Origin of the sequence: Flavobacterium psychrotrophum (assembly GCF_003403075.1) — a bacterium.
Lineage (GTDB): Bacteria > Bacteroidota > Bacteroidia > Flavobacteriales > Flavobacteriaceae > Flavobacterium > Flavobacterium psychrotrophum.
The window spans coordinates 2,637,529-2,654,914 of record NZ_CP031557.1 but is presented as its reverse complement, the minus strand read 5'-3'; the positions used below and the strand labels follow the sequence as shown (position 1 = coordinate 2,654,914).

The window sequence follows — 17,386 nt, the reverse complement described above, 5'->3', positions numbered from 1 at the left end:
ATAAGTAAAAATGGATTTGCTAAAATTTTTAGCAGGATACTACAGGACACCCCATAAAGCAAAAAGCCCTGCAGATGCAGAGCTTTTATCCAACTTATTACGAACCCAAACGTGTATGAGACAGCAATATTATGTAATGTTTTTGAGGTGGGAGTCCTGTTGTATCCTGTATGGCCGATGTGCTTTTTGTTGTTTGACACTGAGCAGTACAGTACAGGATGCCTTCGTAGTAAGTTAAGGTTACTTTTGGGCAAATCAATAAAAAGTAATTCGCAATAAAATGGAAAAAACATTTAAATATGTAGATTATTTATGGGACGAGGCAAAGGCATCTCAATTAGCAGGAGATGAGGTTGCCCTGTTCCTGTATCGTTCCAATATACTGGGGTCAGATCTAAGGATAACTAATTATGGCGGGGGCAATACCAGCTGTAAAACCATAGAAAAAGACCCGCTTACAAATGAAGAAGTAGAGGTAATGTGGGTAAAAGGAAGTGGTGGCGATATAGGCACCCTTACCCGTGGCGGCATTGCCGGATTATATACCAAGCGCCTGCGCGACCTTAAAAATGTATATGGCGGCCTGGCTGATGAAGACCGTATGGTGGGACTTTTTAACCATTGCATTTTTGACCTTGACAGCAAGGCACCATCTATAGATACACCACTGCATGGCTTGCTGCCGTTTAAGCATATAGACCACCTGCACCCAGATGCACTTATTGCGGTTGCTGCTGCACAAAACAGCGAACAGGTAACTAAAGACATTTGGGGCGACACTATGGGTTGGGTGCCGTGGCAACGTCCGGGTTTTGACCTTGGGCTTCAGTTAGAAAAATGCCTTGCAGATAATCCGGGCATCCGTGGTATTGTACTGGGCAGTCACGGGCTGTTTACCTGGGGCGATACGTCTTATGAATGTTATATTAACAGCCTTGAGGTTATCGAAGCGGCAAGTGCTTACATAGAGAAAAAGATAAAAGAAAAAGGGACTGTTTTTGGCGGACAGAAGGTGGAAAGCCTTTCGGCAGAAGAACGTCTTGATAAAGCCGCAACGCTGATGCCGCTACTACGCGGTTTGGCGTCGTCTGAAAATAAAATGGTTGGCCATTTTACCGATAGCGATGTGGTATTACAATACATTAACAGTAATGACCTTGAGCGCCTTGCACCTATGGGTACCAGCTGTCCGGATCACTTTTTGCGTACCAAGATACAGCCGCTTGTGCTTGATTTAAGTACGGATGAAGATGTGTATAATACGACGGAAGTACTAAAGAAACTGGAGCCTGCTTTTGCGCAGTACCGCGAAGAATACAAGCAATATTACGAAAGCTGTAAGCACGCTAACAGCCCGGCAATGCGCGATCCTAACCCCGTTATTATTATATATCCGGGAGTGGGGATGTTCAGTTTTGCTAAAGACAAGCAAACCACGCGTGTGGCCAGTGAGTTTTATGTAAACGCCATTAATGTTATGCGCGGTGCAGAGGCTATTACAGCCTATACTTCGCTGCCAAGGCAGGAAGCTTTTGATATTGAATACTGGCTGCTTGAAGAAGCGAAGCTACAGCGTATGCCTGCCGAAAAGCCACTGAGCCGCAGGGTTGCCATAGTAACCGGCGCAGCAGGAGGTATTGGTAAGGCTATTGCCGATAAATTAATTCAGCAGGGGGCTAATGTAGTACTGACCGACCTTAGTGAGGAGAACCTGCAAATTGCATTAGCAACCTATAAACGGGATTTGGCCGATGGATCAGTTTGCGATGTTACCGATGAAGCATCGATTACGGCGGCTTATAAAAAGGCCTGCCTTGCTTTTGGTGGTGTAGACATTGTTGTACATTCTGCGGGGCTTGCCATATCAAAATCATTAGAAGATACCACGCTAAAAGACTGGAACCTGCTGCAGGATGTACTTGTAAAAGGACAGTTCCTTATGGCGCAGCAAGGTGTAGCGATTATGAAAAAACAGGGCTTTGGCGGCGACATTGTGCATATAGCAAGCAAGAACGGACTCGTAGCGGGTCCTAATAATGTAGCTTATGGTACTGCTAAAGCAGGTCAGCAACACATGACGCGTCTGCTTGCCGCAGAACTTGCCCCGGATAAGATACGTGTAAATACTGTTAATCCTGATGGGGTAATTGTGGGCAGTAAAATATGGGAAGGCGAATGGGCCGAAGGCCGTGCCAAAGCATACGGCATTACAGTTGAAGAGCTGCCTGCGCATTATGCCAAGCGTAACCTGCTTAACGAAATTATATTGCCGGAAGATATAGCAAATGGTGTATTTGCCTGTGTGGGTATTTTAGATAAGAGCACCGGCGGCACCATTAACGTAGATGGCGGCATGGCAAATGCCTTTGTACGCTAAAAAAAGAAGCCACAAATTAGAATAATCTAAGTAGCTGCAATTAGAGAATTAAACTTACTAAAACGATATTTTATCAGAATTAAAATTCGTTTTAATTTGTGTACTTGCCTGCCAATTCGATTATGCTGGGTTAGTGGCTTAAATTTAATAAACCAAACCTCATTTAAATGAAGATTACACAACAGCACATAGCTGACCTTAATAAAAAAGAAGACACAATATTTACAGCTGAGCTTGATTTGATAGCCAACAGGTTTGCTAAAAAAGGTATAGATGTAAATAGTATTATAAATAAAGTAGCCACCTTTCAGGTGGCTATTCCAAGTTGGGCATTGGGTGCCGGTGGCACGCGTTTTGGGCGCTTCTCTTACGGAGGCGAACCTGCATCGTTAGAGCAAAAGCTTGATGATATAGGCCTGTTGCATGCACTTACACAGAGCGCAGGTGCAGTGTCGCTGCATATTCCATGGGATATCCCGCAGGATATAAAGGCTATAAAAGAAGTAGCTGCCGGGCACGGAATTGTATTTGATGCTATGAACTCTAATACCTTTCAGGATCAGCCGGGAGCAAAAGAGAGTTATAAATTTGGTTCATTAAGCAGCACTACAACCGCATCCCGCGATTATGCCATTCAGCACAATATAGATGTTATAAAAATAGGAGAGCAGCTTGGTTCTAAAAGCCTTACCGTTTGGCTTGCAGACGGGGCTAACTTCCCGGGGCAGCGCAATTTCCAGACGGTACTGCAACATACTGAAGACAGCCTTAAAGCCATTTATGCGGCATTGCCCGATGCCTGGAAGCTGTTTATAGAATACAAGCCTTATGAGCCTGCTTTTTACAGCACTGTTATACAGGACTGGGGCACATCATTTATGCTGGCTAATGCCTGTGGAAACAATGCCTTTACATTGGTAGACCTTGGGCATCATTTGCCAAATACTAACATAGAGCAGATTGTGGCTACCCTGATGATGAAGGGCAAGCTGGGTGGTTTCCACTTTAACGACAGCAAATATGGTGATGATGATATTACCGTAGGTTCTATCAAGCCGTATGCCTTGTTCCTTATTTTTAATGAACTGGTGTATGGTATGGAAAACAATCCACAAAACCCTGACCTTGCCTGGATGATCGATGCCAGCCATAATACTAAAGATCCGTTAGAAGACCTTATACAATCGCTTGAGGCCATACGTATTGCTTATACTCAGGCATTGCTGGTAGACCAAAAAGCGTTAAGGCAGGCGCAGCAGGATAACGATGTGGTAAAATGCCAGGAAATATTACAGGATGCTTACCGTACAGATGTAAGGCCGATACTAAAGGCAGCACGCCAAAAGGCCGGTGGTGCAATAGACCCGCTGGCAGCTTACAGATCTTTGGGTGTGCGCAATGAGTTGATTAAAGAAAGAGGGACAAATTCTAAGGCTACAGGCCTGTAAAAGCTATAGATATGGTAAAAGTTAATGCCGTATTTGATATTGGCAAGACCAATAAAAAGTTTTTCCTCTTCGATGATGATTATAATGAGGTACACCGCGAGTATACTGACCTGCCCTTAACCGTTGATGAAGATGGCTTTGAGGCTGAAGACCTCGATGCGCTGCGCAACTGGATAGAGCATACACTGGACAGCATACTGGAACATTCGGATTATGACGTAAAAACATTGAATTTTTCATCATACGGGGCGAGCCTGGTACACCTTGATTATAAAGGCAAACCACTTACGCCCTTATACAATTATACAAAGGCTATACCTGAGCAGATTACAAACCAGTTCTATGAAAGGTATGGAGATACGCTGACTATTGCAGCCCAAACAGCATCGCCACAATCGGGTATGCTAAATTCGGGCATGCAGTTGTATTGGTTAAAATATACAAAGCCTGAAATATTTAGCCGTGTAAAATACAGCCTGCACCTGCCGCAATACCTCTCTTATTTATTTACGGGCATCCCTGTAAGCGAGTATACAAGCATAGGCTGCCATACTAACCTTTGGGATTATGATGCCGAAGATTATCATAGTTGGGTACACGCCGAAGGTATCGACAGGATACTGCCGCCTATAGTGCCCACATCGGCAAGCATTAATACAACTTATAAAGACAGAAAGATAAAAATAGGGGTGGGTATACACGACAGCTCGTCGGCATTGCTGCCGTATATTTTAAGCAAAAAAAAACCGTTCCTGCTGCTTAGCACAGGCACGTGGAGTATTGCGCTCAACCCCTATAATGCCGATAGCCTTACCCGGCAGGATGTAGAAAATAACACCCTTAATTATTTAAGGATAGATGGCAGGCGTGTAAAAGCTTCCCGCTTTTTTATGGGTAACGAGTACAGGGTACAGGTAGAAATGCTTACCGAGCATTACAATAAAGAATATGGCTACCACCGCGAGGTGCAGTTTGACCGTGATATTTATTTAAAGCTGGTAGAAAAGCCTGCGGTATATTTTAAGTTTGAAGGTGTAAATCTTAAAAGGTTGCCACAACAAACAGATCTGGTACCGTTTGCTACTTTTGAAGAAGCCTATCACCAGCTGATGATCGAACTTATGGAGTTGCAGATAGATACTATAAACAATGCCATAGGCAGCAGCGATATCAAAACCATTTATATTGATGGCGGATTTACTGATAATGATGTGTTTATGAAACTAATGTCGCACCATTACAGTAACTTTAAAGTACTTTCTACCCATTCGCCATTGGGGTCAGCTTTAGGAGCCGCCATGGTAATATCAGACAGGCAGGTAACCTCAAAATTCCTGAAAGAAAATTACAGGATGAAGAAACTGGTTCCGTTGTTTTTTGATGTCTGAGCAGAGTCAATTTTATAAAAAATAATCATAACAATGCAGTTAAAATATAACAGCAACTACCCATCGGTTGAAGACCTTATAAATCAGGCAAAGCGCAAAATACCGCGCTTTGCTTTTGAATACCTGGACGGTGGTTGCAATGAGGATGTAAACCTGATTAAGAATACCGCCGATATACGCGATATTGAATTAAAGCCTTATTACCTGTCTAAGCACATTAAGTCTGAAATGAAGACAGAACTGTTTGGGCATACCTATGACGCGCCATTTGGTATATCGCCGGTAGGCCTGCAGGGATTAATGTGGCCTAATGCGCCTGAAATTCTGGCAAAAGCGGCTTATGAGCATAACATCCCGTTTATATTGAGTACTGTTACCACTGCAAGCATAGAGCGCATAGCCGAACTTACCCACGGGCGTGCCTGGTATCAGCTCTATCATCCGGCAGAAGCGGCAGTACGCGACAGCATTATTCAACGTGCTGAAGATGCACAATATCCTGTACTTGTTGTATTGAGCGATGTGCCTACGTTTGGTTTCCGTCCGCGGGATATCCGTAACGGATTGGCAATGCCACCACGGATGACACTCAGGAATATACTCCAGATATTAGGAAGACCGGAATGGGCGCTTAAAACCCTGATACACGGCCAACCTGCTTTTGAAACCCTGAAGCCCTATATGGAAAAAGGACTGAACATGGCGCAACTGGGGCAGTTTATGAACCGCACATTCTCTGGCAGGGTAAACGAAGAACGTATTGCCCCAATACGGGATAAATGGAAGGGTAAACTGGTTCTAAAAGGTGTGGCAAGCGAAGAAGATGTACAAATGGCCATAAGGCTTGGTTTTGATGGCGTTATAGTTTCTAACCACGGGGGCAGGCAGCTCGATGCGGGGCAAAGTGCCATAGCGTCTATGCATCCTATTGTAGAAAAATATAAAAACCAGATAAAAGTAATGATGGATAGCGGCATCCGCTCCGGTGTTGATGTCGCACGTACCTTGGCCTGTGGAGCTGATTTTACTTTTTTAGGGCGCACGTTTATGTATAGTGTAGCCGCATTGGGCAATGAAGGTGGTAACCATGCCATTTCGCTGCTTAAAATACAATTGCAACAGGTAATGGAGCAGGTGTGTTGTGAAAGAACAGAAGATTTTCCTAACCACCTTATAAAGTAATAGTTTTAAATAATTTGTAGTGGGCCATACTTCAGGTTATTGTTTTTTGTGTAAACGGGCTGCCCATTTAGGTAGCCCGTTTTATTTTGGGTAAAAAAAGACCGCTCAAATTAATGAGCGGTCTTGTTAATGGTATTGGTAGGTTATTTTGTTTGGAAAATTTCAGGATACTTACGGATAAAGTAAACCGGAGTACAGCTCCAGGCGTGACAGTAACTGTTTATAGGGAAAAAGTTGTATGGAGAAAGTTCATCATTTGTAGGGTCATAAACCTCCCAGAAAGTATCGGCACCTTTGTTTACCATGCCACCCCAGTAATCTGTAATAACTTTTTTAGCATCAGCAGTAAGCCCACTATTTATTAAAGCCTGTACGTAATAATGATATAGGTATGGGCCGCCGGGTCTTACAGCAGTTGCATTTGCCTGAAGGGTTTTAAGTATTTTTTGCGCTTCTTTTTGTTTTACAACTCCTGCTAAAATAAGCCATGACTGAGAAGCATAAGAAACCTGCTTAGATGTACCACTAATAAATACACCTTGTTTTTTATCATACAGCTTGTTAAGCGCCCCGGCTGTCATTTTGGTTATAAGCGCCGGTAGCTGTGCCACTTCTTTCTCTTTGCCTAATTGTTTTGCAAGTTCCAGGGTTTGTTTCATGCTAAATATCATAACACCCTGTAACGCTGCCTGTCGGTCGAGTTTATCGTTCCAGTCTACAAACAGCCACCATGAGTTTTTTACGGCTTTATCAGCATCAAAAACACCATTAGCATCAAGGTATGTGGTAATGTTATCCATCTGGCGTTTGGCTACAGGCCAAAGGTCGGCTGCAGTTTGTTTATCGTTAGTGGCAGCCAGGTAATCTTTTAAAAGCACATTATATAATAGTGCATAATCAAATAAAAACGGAGAACGCTCCTGTGCGTGCGGTTGTGGAGCTTCAAAAATATTAGAATACAAATAACCATCTTCCTGAGACAGGGCTGCTAATAAATACAGGCAGCGTTTAGTAAGGTCGTGCTGCTTGAATGAATAAGTATTGGCCTGGGCCTGTAAATACACGTCGCCTATCCACAGCCTGCGGTCGCGCTTAGGGCCGTCTTCAAAAACAGTCTGCATACATTCTTTAAGGGTAGTAAGACCCACGGCATCAATTTTATTGATAAGATCTGTTGTTGCCGTAGCTAAAGGGGCAGGTGTGTTTTTTGCTGAGGTTGTGGCTTTTAAAACTGCATCGCTTATGGTAAAGTCGAAATATGGCGAACTGCCCAGTAGTTCTATCTTAACGTAGCGGAAAGAAAGCCTGCGGGGTATGGTTATGGTTGCGGGAAGCTCGATTACGGTTACGGTTTCATCCTGAAGCCAGGCGCGGCTCAGGCCTCCGGTGTAGGGGTCAAAAGGCACGGCAACTTCAGATGGAATTTCTCCAAAAGTAAGTTTAAAGCGCAATGGCGCATCCTGCACACTGTTCAATGTTTTTACGGTAAAGGTAAAGTAACCGGTAAGGTGTTCGCCAAAATCGAGCACGGTACCAGACTGCTGCTTGAATGATTTTTGATATACATCGGCAACATTGCCATTTGGTTCGGCTTTATAACCCTGAAAAGCTTTGGCATCTGCCGCCAGTTTTACAGGACTAACAGGTCTTTTTATGCTTTCTATTAATTTGGGCGTATTTTCTTTGGCAATGTCCAGCCATTTTTCGCGCTGTCCTGCTGGGTAATGGTCCTGCGCGTTCATGAACAGGGGTAATGCTGCCATGATAACGATAAACTTAGATAAAGGTTTTGTAAAAGTCATTTGGTTATTTTCAATTATAGGGTTTGATGTTTCAAATGTAAACATTGCAGCCTGTAACGGTATCCTGTAGTGTACTGTTATTTTTATGTAATCTTTATTTTACAGGACGGTGCAGGATGGTTAAACCTGTTTTTTGATGTAATATTGTTACCGTCTATATCGATTTCGGTATAGGTAGACCTTAACCACACACAAATTATGTACTATTTTTTCGGAGTTATATTTCATTTAACCGGTGGCCTTGCTGCCGGAAGTTTCTACCTGCCATACAAAAAAGTTAAAAACTGGAGTTGGGAAAATTACTGGATCGCCGGCGGACTTTTCTCCTGGATCATCGTACCCTTTATCGCTGCTGCGCTTACCATACCAAATTTTATAAACATAATTACAGAGCATCCGCAATATCTTGGTTGGCCTGTTCTTTTTGGGTTATTATGGGGTGTGGGCGGCCTTACTTACGGGCTGGGTATGCGGTATCTGGGTATGTCTTTAGGTAACTCTGTTATATTAGGATTCAGCTCTGCGTTTGGGGCGTTGCTACCACCGCTATATTATGATTTAGTACCTCAGGATGGTAAGGTTACCGTTAGCCAGATGCTGGCTTCTGCCGGAGGGCAAATGGTTTTGCTGGGAGTACTGGTTTGTATTGCAGGCATAGCGGTTTCCGGCAGGGCAGGTATTTTAAAAGAACGTAACATTAAAAATGCCGATACTACCAATAGGGGAGAGTTCAATTTGAAGAAGGGGCTACTTTTGGCCATTTTATCAGGAACACTGAGCTCGTGCTTTAATTACGGTATAGAGGCTGGCCGACCTTTAGCAGCCTTGGCTTTAGAGCAGGGGGCTAATCCGCTGTTTCAAAATAATATTACGTTTTTAGTAGTATTGTGGGGTGGGTTTACTACAAATGCAGTTTGGTGTATTTACCTGTTTAAAAAGAACAAATCTTTTGGTGCATTTTCAGATAGCAAAAAACCGCTATTAAAAAACTATATATTTTCTGCACTTGCAGGTACAACGTGGTTCCTGCAATTTTTCTTCTATGGCATGGGCGAAAGCCGCCTGGGCAATGGGGCAGGCAGTTGGATATTGCATATGTCTACCATTATCATAACCGGCAACCTTTGGGGGCTGTACCTTAAAGAATGGTCTAGTGCAGGGCATAAGGCGCGGGTTACCATGATAGGCGGCGTTGTTATATTGCTGCTGTCAGTAGCCATTGTAGGTTATGGCAGTTCACTGTAGTGCATTAGAGTTTTTAATAATATTTTAGTTCAGATGGCTGCCAATGGGCAGCCTTTTTTTATGCTTTAGAGTAGTTTTTAAATGGCGTTTGAGCTTCTTTACCAAGATCATTATAAAAAAAGCAATTGTATATTGTGAATGTATTTTTGTGTTTTCTTTAAATTAATATTAATTTGGCGCAGCAATAATTATACAATATTCATTTTTTTTCGACCATATTTTTATACATGAATTTCATAAAAATAATAAGGCTATCGTTTTACTGCTCAATGCTTCTTTTTATATCATTGTTGCACGGGCAGCGCTATCCTGTTACCTTTTATGATATAAGTAATGGCCTTTCTAATAACTCGGTGCTTACCATGCACCAGGATATGAACGGCTTTATGTGGATAGGCACTTATGATGGCTTAAACCGTTATGATGGTTATGAGTTTAAAGTGTACCGCAATCGTTTGGGTGATACCTCTTCGCTAATAAGTAATAATGTATATTGTGTGTCTGGCGATGCAGAAAACAATTTATGGATAGGTACGTCCAGCGGAGGCTGTGTACTCGACCAGGTTACTGATGTTTTTAAGCCATTAGAATTCTTAGTGGGTAATAAACCGCAGGCAATTATAGGAAACGTACACCAGATAAAAAGCTTTGGCAGTTATGGTATGTTGGTAGGTACGCAGCAAAGTGGCCTTATTATGTATGATGGCAAGTCGTTTTTAGGTAAACAGATACCGCTTGTTACAGATAAAAAACCAGTATATAATTATGATGTACTGGCTGTACAGCCGGTACCGGGCAAAAGTTATGGTTGGATTTTTGTGCGAAATTTAGGGTTGTGCAGGTTTGATGTTACCAAAGGTAATCTTATCCCGGTCTATGCATCTAACCTTAGAGCCAATTGCATGATAACAGACAGTACCGGAAAATTATGGATAGGGGCAGATGAAGGATTGCTTTTTTATGATACTGCTGCAAAGGTTATTTCTCAAAACTTTTTGCCCAGGCTAAATGTGGTTAACCTCCTTGCAGATGGCAATAAGCTAATGATAGCTTCAGACGGCGGAGGGTTGTTTGTACTACCACAAGGTGCAAAACAGGCAGTGCCATACAGCAATGAAAATAAAGAAACGGTGGTTAAAAGTAACGCCGTATACTGCCTTTATAAAGACCGCGCGGCAAATAAATGGATAGGAACCCTGAGGGGAGGTATAAGTACGATAGGCGCTACACCAACTTATTTTTCGACCATAAAATATAAAGGTACTGACCCAAATAATCTAACAGAGAATTTTATACTCTCATTTTGCGAAGACGAAAAAAATAACCTTTGGATAGGTACAGATGGTGCAGGCCTGCGCTACTGGGACAGGAAAAGCAACTCTTACAACCATTATTCAAAAGCAGAAGGTTCTAAATACAAGCTTACAAGCAATTTTGTAACCGGCCTGGTACGGGATACCCAAAACCGAATATGGATTTCTACCTGGGCAGGAGGGGTAAACCGCATTGACCCGGCTACCGGCCGCACAGAATATTTTAATTGCTATAACCCTGTTACGGGACAAACTGAGCAAAACATCTGGCTGGTTTATAAAGATTCTCACAACGATATCTGGGCAAGCGCAACTAACGAGGGCGCACTGTACCGCTTTAATATAAAAGCAAACCGTTTTGATTTATTTGATGCAAAAATAAATAACCTGCAATGCCTTACAGAAACTGCAGATGGTAAGCTCTGGGGCGGGAATTACACTTCGCTATACAGCATTGATACCAATAAGCGTAAACACGAGGTGTATGAAATAGGATATCCTGTACGGGCTGTGCTTGAAGACAGTAAGCACAGGCTTTGGGTAGGTACCCAGGAAGGAGGGCTGTTGCTTTTTGACCGTAAAACAAAAAAGTATAAAAGATTTTCTACTACAGATGGCCTGCCCGGCAATACAATCCTTCGCCTTATTGAAGATAAAAACGGCGACTTGTGGATGAGTACCTATAACGGACTTAGCCGTTTTGATGCCGACACTAATCTTTTCATGAATTTTTCGGCAAATGATGGCCTCCAGAGTAACCAGTTTAGTTTTAATGCAGGACTTAAACTTTCTACGGGAGAAATCCTCTTTGGCGGTATTAGGGGATTCAATAGTTTCAGGCCTGAGTTAATTAAAGATACAAAGCCGGGATCAAACATATTATTATCGGGGCTTTCTATAAACAACAACCCTGTAGAGAAGAAAACAGAGTTTGTTACAGAAAAGCATAAAGGGCAAATACACGGTATTAAGCTACCGTTTGATCAAACTACGCTGTCAATAGATTTTGTGGAGCCCGATTTTAAGAACAGCGATAAAGTAACCTATGCCTATTACCTTGAAGGATGGGACGAACACTGGAACTACGTTAACCACAGCCGCAGGGCTAACTACACGCGCCTTCTTGAAGGCGATTACACCTTTAAGGTGAAAACAAAAAATATAAACGGAACCTGGAATACACCTACGGCTTTGCTGCACATTACGGTATTGCCGCCGTGGTACAGGAGCTGGTGGGCGTATATGCTGTATGCGGCCCTTGTCGCAGGAGCCATATACTCTTACATCCGCTATAATAAAAACAGGGAACAGATGCGCTATAAGGTAAAACTTGCGCAAATGGAAAGTAATAAAGAAAAGGAACTTGCAGAAAAGCAGATCGAAATGTTTACCTACATATCGCATGAATTCCGTACACCTTTATCGCTTATTATCAATCCGCTGCAAAGGGCTATAAAAAAGCCCGATAGTAATCCTGATCTGCCTAATGACCTTGCTGTTGCACACCGCAATGCCCGCAGGCTATTGAGCCTTGTAGACCAGTTATTGCTTTTCCGTAAGGCTAAGAGCGATGCAGATGTGCTTAAGATTTCGGCCATCAACATCAACCAGCTGTGCAATGAGGTTTATCAATGCTTTGTAAGCCAGGCAAAAGACAGAAAAATTACTTACAGTTTTGAAATGCCGGATCAGAATATTGAAATTATTGGCGACTACGAAAAAATTGAGATATCGTTGTTTAACCTAATGTCTAATGCCTTTAAGTATACGCCTCCGGGCGGTACTATAGGCCTTTTACTTTCGCAGACAGATAAAGAAATTGAAATAGCAATATCAGATACCGGCAAAGGCATACCGGAAGGGGAGTTGCAGGCCATTTTCGAAAAATTCAGGCAGGCAAGTGCCCATGTATCTGTAGGTACCGGTTTTGGCATCGGGCTTTATATTGTAAAATATTTTACAGAGAAACACAAGGGCAGGGTATCCTGCACCAGCGAGCCGGGTAAAGGCAGCAGGTTTGTATTAAACTTTTTAAAGGGATATGATCATTTTGAAGATATTCAGATAAGTGAAGCTACCCCTAAAATGAGCGAACTTGTAGAAGAACTCCTGGCAGATAATCTGGATGAAATAACCGTAGAGGAAACCGGGCCGGATGAAGAACTTAATAAAAAGATACTGACAGACAAGAGATCAATACTGGTTATAGATGATAACCCTGATATTAGGAGCTACCTGATAAGGATGTTCTCTGAAGCCTATGTGGTATATAGTGCAGAGAATGGCGAAGATGGTTTAAAGCTTACAAAGCAGCATATGCCAGATCTTGTTGTAAGCGATATTACTATGGAGGTTATGGATGGGCTGGAGCTTTGCCGAAAAATTAAGGGTAGTGACGAACTGTCTCACATACCGGTAATATTATTAACGGCATCGCAAAATACCGAAACGCATTTACAGGGCATTAATGATGGGGCAGACGATTATATCATGAAACCTTTTGATGACAATATACTTCTGGCACGTGTAGATGCACTAATGCGCAGCAGGAGTAACCTGCGAAAATATTTTCTTGATAGCATTACCCTCAAAGAAAATACCCAGAAAGTGCCTGCAGAGTATCAGGACTTTTTAAAGAAATGTATCACGATTATCGAAGCCGGTTTTGATGATCCTGATTTTTCTATTAAATCATTTGCTATACAAATGGGCATGAGCCACCGTACGCTCTACACAAAAATAAAGATCATTTCAGGTCAGACCCTAAACGCTTTTATACGATCGGTAAAATTGCGCAGGGCAGCATTAATTATGCTAACCGAAAATATAAACATTGCCCAGGCAAGTGCCCTGGTAGGATTTGAAGACCAGAAATACTTTAGGCAACAATTTGTAAAACTATTTGGCATGACACCGTCAGAATATATTAAGAAATACAAAAGCTCTTTTAACAGCGACCTTAATATCATCAAATAATAGCTTTTGCTTAACATCAATAATTTCCCATTTATAGGGTAAAAATAAATGTACATATCACACTATTGTGTACTGTGTAAAATGCATATTATTCTCTATATTTTTTGTATATCCCTATTTTTAAGGCTTTAAAACTGAATTTTGCGAAATTGCCCTCCCTTTTTTTCCAATTTACCCCCCTGTGTTTTGTGTAACTACCCCTTTCTTTGCTCTGCTTACTACAACGTTTAAGTAAGGTTAGGGAGTTTTATTGAGAACTTATATGTAAGACAGGTTGTCAATAAAGCTCTGCCAATATTTTAAATCGTTTGTAAAATAAAAGAAGAGTTTTTTAAATGTTTTTTACACACGCCCGCAGCACAACTGCGGGCATAAAAACAAAAGGATAAAATTATAATATGGAAATGAAGAACGTTATTGCCTGTTTATTACTAACCGCTACACAGTTTGTGGCTGCCCAAAAAAATGAATGGGAGAACCCGCAAGCGGTAGACCGTAATAAAGAACAGCCACATGCTACTTTTATAATGTATGATAAACAGGAAGATGCTGTAAAGGCGAATCCGGAGGCTTCGGCATATTATAAAACACTTAACGGGCAGTGGAAGTTTAGCCTGGTAAAAAAGCCGGCAGACAGGCCACAGGACTTTTATGCACCCGGTTTTAATGATAGCGCGTGGAAAGAATTACCTGTGCCTTCTAACTGGGAAATGCAGGGTTACGACATTCCTATTTATACCAATATTGTATACCCGTTCCCTAAAAATCCGCCTTTCATAGCGCCGGATTATAACCCTGTAGGCAGCTATCGCAAAACCTTTACCGTGCCTGAGAACTGGACGGGTAAAGAGGTTATCCTGCATTTTGGTTCGATATCGGGATATGCACGTGTGTTTATGAACGGCAAAGAGGTAGGTATGACCAAGGCAAGTAAAACGCCTGCCGAATTTGATATAACAAGTTTCCTTAAAAAAGGTAATAACCTGCTTGCAGTACAGGTATTCCGTTTTCATGATGGCAGCTACCTTGAAGACCAGGATTTCTGGCGTCTTAGCGGTATAGAACGCGATGTGTATTTGCAGGCGCTTCCGGCAGTTTCTGTAAAAGATTATGAAGTAAGGGCAAGCCTGGATGACAGCTATAATAATGGTGTTTTATCTGCTACGGTAGACCTTAAAAAATATAACGTTATTAATGCTAAGGGAGCCGGTAACTTTATCTTTAGCCTTACAGATAATTTAGGTAAAGAAGTTTTTACTGCTACTAAAAAACTTACTGAAAATACAACAAAACTTGAGTTTGCCACTACGCTTAAAAACGTACAAAAATGGAGTAACGAAACGCCAAACCTGTATCGCTACACCATGAAGTGGGAAGGGCAGAAAGGAGAAACACAGGTTATTTCAGGCAAAACAGGTTTCCGCAGGGTAGAGATCAAAAATGCCCAGCTACTTGTAAACGGACAGAAAATTATGGTACACGGCGTTAACCTGCACGAGCACCACCCGGTAAAAGGCCATGCCCCTGATAGAGAAATGATGCGCAAAGATGTAGCGCTTATGAAGCAAAACAACATCAATGCCATACGTATGAGTCACTATCCGCACGACCCTTACATATATGAATTGTGTGATGAATATGGTATGTATGTTGTAGACGAGGCTAATATAGAAACCCATGATATGGGCGCTGAGCTTCAAAATGCATTTGATAAGAGTAAACACCCGGCTTACTTGCCAGAGTGGGCTCCTGCTCATATAGATCGTATAAAGCGTATGTATGAAACCGATAAGAATCACCCGTCAATAATTATCTGGTCTATGGGTAATGAATGTGGTAATGGCCCTGTGTTTTTTGAAGCTTATGAATGGCTTAAAAAACGCGATACAAGCAGGCCGGTGCAGTTTGAACAAGCTGGTGAAAATACAGATACCGATATTGTTTGCCCTATGTATCCGGAAATAAACAGCATGAAAAAGTATGCTGCGTCAAGTGTTACAAGGCCATACATTATGTGCGAATATGCACACGCTATGGGTAACAGTACCGGTAATTTTCAGGAATATTGGGATATTATAGCAACAAGCCCGCACATGCAGGGAGGCTTTATATGGGACTGGGTAGATCAGGGCATTAAAGCGGTAGATGCTAACGGTAAAGAATACTGGGCTTATGGCGGCGACCTTGGCGGGGCTAACCTACAGCATGATGAGAACGGCTGTGCAGATGGCCTTGTAACAGCAGACAGGGTAGGCGATCCAGGCCTTGTAGAAGTTAAAAAAGTGTACCAGGACATTACGTTTAGCTATAAGGATGGCAAAGTAGTGGTTAAGAATAACTACCACTATACCAGCCTTGCCGACTTCAATTTTAAATGGGAGCTTTTAAGAAATGGTAAAGTAAGCCAGTCTGGTAATCTTACCGCAAACACACAGCCTGGTAAAGAAACAGCAATAGCGCTTACACTTGATACTGCTGACGATGCAGAGTACTATCTTAACGTATATGCTGTTACAAAAGCAGAGAAAAACCTTGTACCTGCAAATACAGAACTTGCCCGCGAACAGTTTAAAATAAAAGGCAATTACTTTGAGAAGTCGGTTAAGGCAGAAGGTAAATTCAGCTATAAGAAAAAAGGCAATACACTAACTTTTGAAGGCAATGGCATTACCGGAAGTTTTAACCTGGCTACAGGTACGATTTCAAGCTATAAAAAGTCGGGCGCTGCCGAAACGCTTAGTGCGTTCCCTATACCATATTTTTGGCGTGCCCCAACAGATAACGATTTTGGTAATGAAATGCCTAAAAAATTAGGTATCTGGAAAGATGCTAACAAAAACCCAAAAGTAGAAAGTGTAACGATTGGTAAAAAAACAGATGCAGGGTTACCTGTAGAAGTAAAATATACCCTTGGAGGTGTAAATGCACCCTACACTGTTACCTATTTAATACAGAATGATTGCAGCATTAAGGTTACCGCAGCCATAAACCGCACAGGTAAAAACCTGCCTGAAATGCCACGCTTTGGTATGCGTATGGAGTTACCCGGCTCTTATGATAACTTGCAATATTACGGTCGTGGCCCATGGGAGAATTATGCCGACAGAAATACCGCAGCCTTTGTAGGCACATATTCAGACAAGGTATCAAGTCAGTTTACATGGGAGTACATTCGTCCGCAGGAGTCTGGATATAAAACGGATGCCCGCTGGATACAACTTACAAACACGGCGGGAGCAGGGCTTTCAATTTCAGGAGCACAGCCATTAAGTTTTAGCGCCATGAATGTATCTACAGAAAGCCTGGATCCGGGACTTACAAAAAATGGCAGACACATTAATGATGTAAAACCCGAAGATAAAGTGTACCTGCACATAGACCTTGCACAACGTGGGGTAGGAGGCGATACCAGCTGGGGTGCATTGCCACACGCTCAGTACATGCTTACTGCCGATACATATACTTACACATACACAATAAATTTAATTCAATAACCAAACACGAAACTCAAACCCCTATTTTAGCCTATGACAGATCCACCTATGTGATGATTAAGAAGATATTTCATAAGCATAGCTGCTTAAACAAGCTTATATGAAATATAAACGGTTGCGCAATATGCACTCAGTACAACTCAGCCTATTTACTCACATTT

8 protein-coding genes are annotated in these 17,386 nt (G+C 42.1%); 7 read left to right on the top strand and 1 reads right to left on the bottom strand.

The window, feature by feature from the left end; genetic code table 11:
• Positions 1-280: 280 nt before the first annotated feature.
• The 4 genes from DYH63_RS11365 (at position 281) to DYH63_RS11350 (ending at position 6,395) form a co-directional block, all read left to right on the top strand.
• Positions 281-2,377 (top strand): bifunctional aldolase/short-chain dehydrogenase, encoded by a 2,097-nt coding sequence (locus tag DYH63_RS11365; protein WP_116788918.1) that lies wholly within the window; start codon positions 281-283, stop codon positions 2,375-2,377.
• 167 nt (positions 2,378-2,544) lie between these two features.
• Positions 2,545-3,825, top strand: coding sequence for a sugar isomerase (locus DYH63_RS11360; RefSeq protein WP_116788917.1), 1,281 nt, complete (start codon positions 2,545-2,547; stop codon positions 3,823-3,825).
• A gap of 11 nt (positions 3,826-3,836) precedes the next feature.
• Positions 3,837-5,213, top strand: coding sequence for an FGGY-family carbohydrate kinase (locus DYH63_RS11355; RefSeq protein ID WP_116788916.1), 1,377 nt, complete (start codon positions 3,837-3,839; stop codon positions 5,211-5,213).
• A 33-nt stretch (positions 5,214-5,246) separates the two neighbouring features.
• Positions 5,247-6,395: an alpha-hydroxy acid oxidase gene (locus tag DYH63_RS11350; protein WP_116788915.1), complete on the top strand. Its 1,149-nt coding sequence runs from the start codon at positions 5,247-5,249 to the stop codon at positions 6,393-6,395.
• Positions 6,396-6,538: 143 nt separating this feature from the next.
• Here the strand turns inward: DYH63_RS11350 and DYH63_RS11345 are convergent, their stop codons facing one another.
• Entirely contained in the window at positions 6,539-8,197 is a 1,659-nt protein-coding gene (locus DYH63_RS11345; protein ID WP_116790813.1) for an alpha-L-rhamnosidase-related protein, read from the bottom strand.
• Between the two features lie 198 nt (positions 8,198-8,395).
• Here DYH63_RS11345 and rhaT point away from each other — a divergent pair, with 198 nt between their 5' ends.
• The 3 genes from rhaT (at position 8,396) to lacZ (ending at position 17,225) form a co-directional block, all read left to right on the top strand.
• Positions 8,396-9,442 (top strand): L-rhamnose/proton symporter RhaT, encoded by a 1,047-nt coding sequence (gene rhaT / locus DYH63_RS11340; protein ID WP_116788914.1) that lies wholly within the window; start codon positions 8,396-8,398, stop codon positions 9,440-9,442.
• 227 nt (positions 9,443-9,669) lie between these two features.
• Positions 9,670-13,731, top strand: coding sequence for a hybrid sensor histidine kinase/response regulator transcription factor (locus tag DYH63_RS11335; RefSeq protein WP_116788913.1), 4,062 nt, complete (start codon positions 9,670-9,672; stop codon positions 13,729-13,731).
• 398 nt (positions 13,732-14,129) lie between these two features.
• Positions 14,130-17,225 (top strand): beta-galactosidase, LacZ type, encoded by a 3,096-nt coding sequence (lacZ, locus tag DYH63_RS11330; RefSeq protein WP_369692778.1) that lies wholly within the window; start codon positions 14,130-14,132, stop codon positions 17,223-17,225.
• The last annotated feature ends 161 nt before the right edge of the window (positions 17,226-17,386 follow it).

Bases quoted from the DNA above. Each gene is read 5' to 3' on its own strand.
- DYH63_RS11365 (WP_116788918.1), top strand. From the start codon at position 281: ATGGAAAAAACATTTAAATATGTAGATTATTTATGGGACGAGGCAAAG.
- DYH63_RS11335 (WP_116788913.1), top strand. From the start codon at position 9,670: ATGAATTTCATAAAAATAATAAGGCTATCGTTTTACTGCTCAATGCTT.
- DYH63_RS11360 (WP_116788917.1), top strand. From the start codon at position 2,545: ATGAAGATTACACAACAGCACATAGCTGACCTTAATAAAAAAGAAGAC.
- lacZ (WP_369692778.1), top strand. From the start codon at position 14,130: ATGGAAATGAAGAACGTTATTGCCTGTTTATTACTAACCGCTACACAG.
- DYH63_RS11355 (WP_116788916.1), top strand. From the start codon at position 3,837: ATGGTAAAAGTTAATGCCGTATTTGATATTGGCAAGACCAATAAAAAG.
- DYH63_RS11345 (WP_116790813.1), bottom strand. From the start codon at position 8,197: ATGACTTTTACAAAACCTTTATCTAAGTTTATCGTTATCATGGCAGCA.
- DYH63_RS11350 (WP_116788915.1), top strand. From the start codon at position 5,247: ATGCAGTTAAAATATAACAGCAACTACCCATCGGTTGAAGACCTTATA.
- rhaT (WP_116788914.1), top strand. From the start codon at position 8,396: ATGTACTATTTTTTCGGAGTTATATTTCATTTAACCGGTGGCCTTGCT.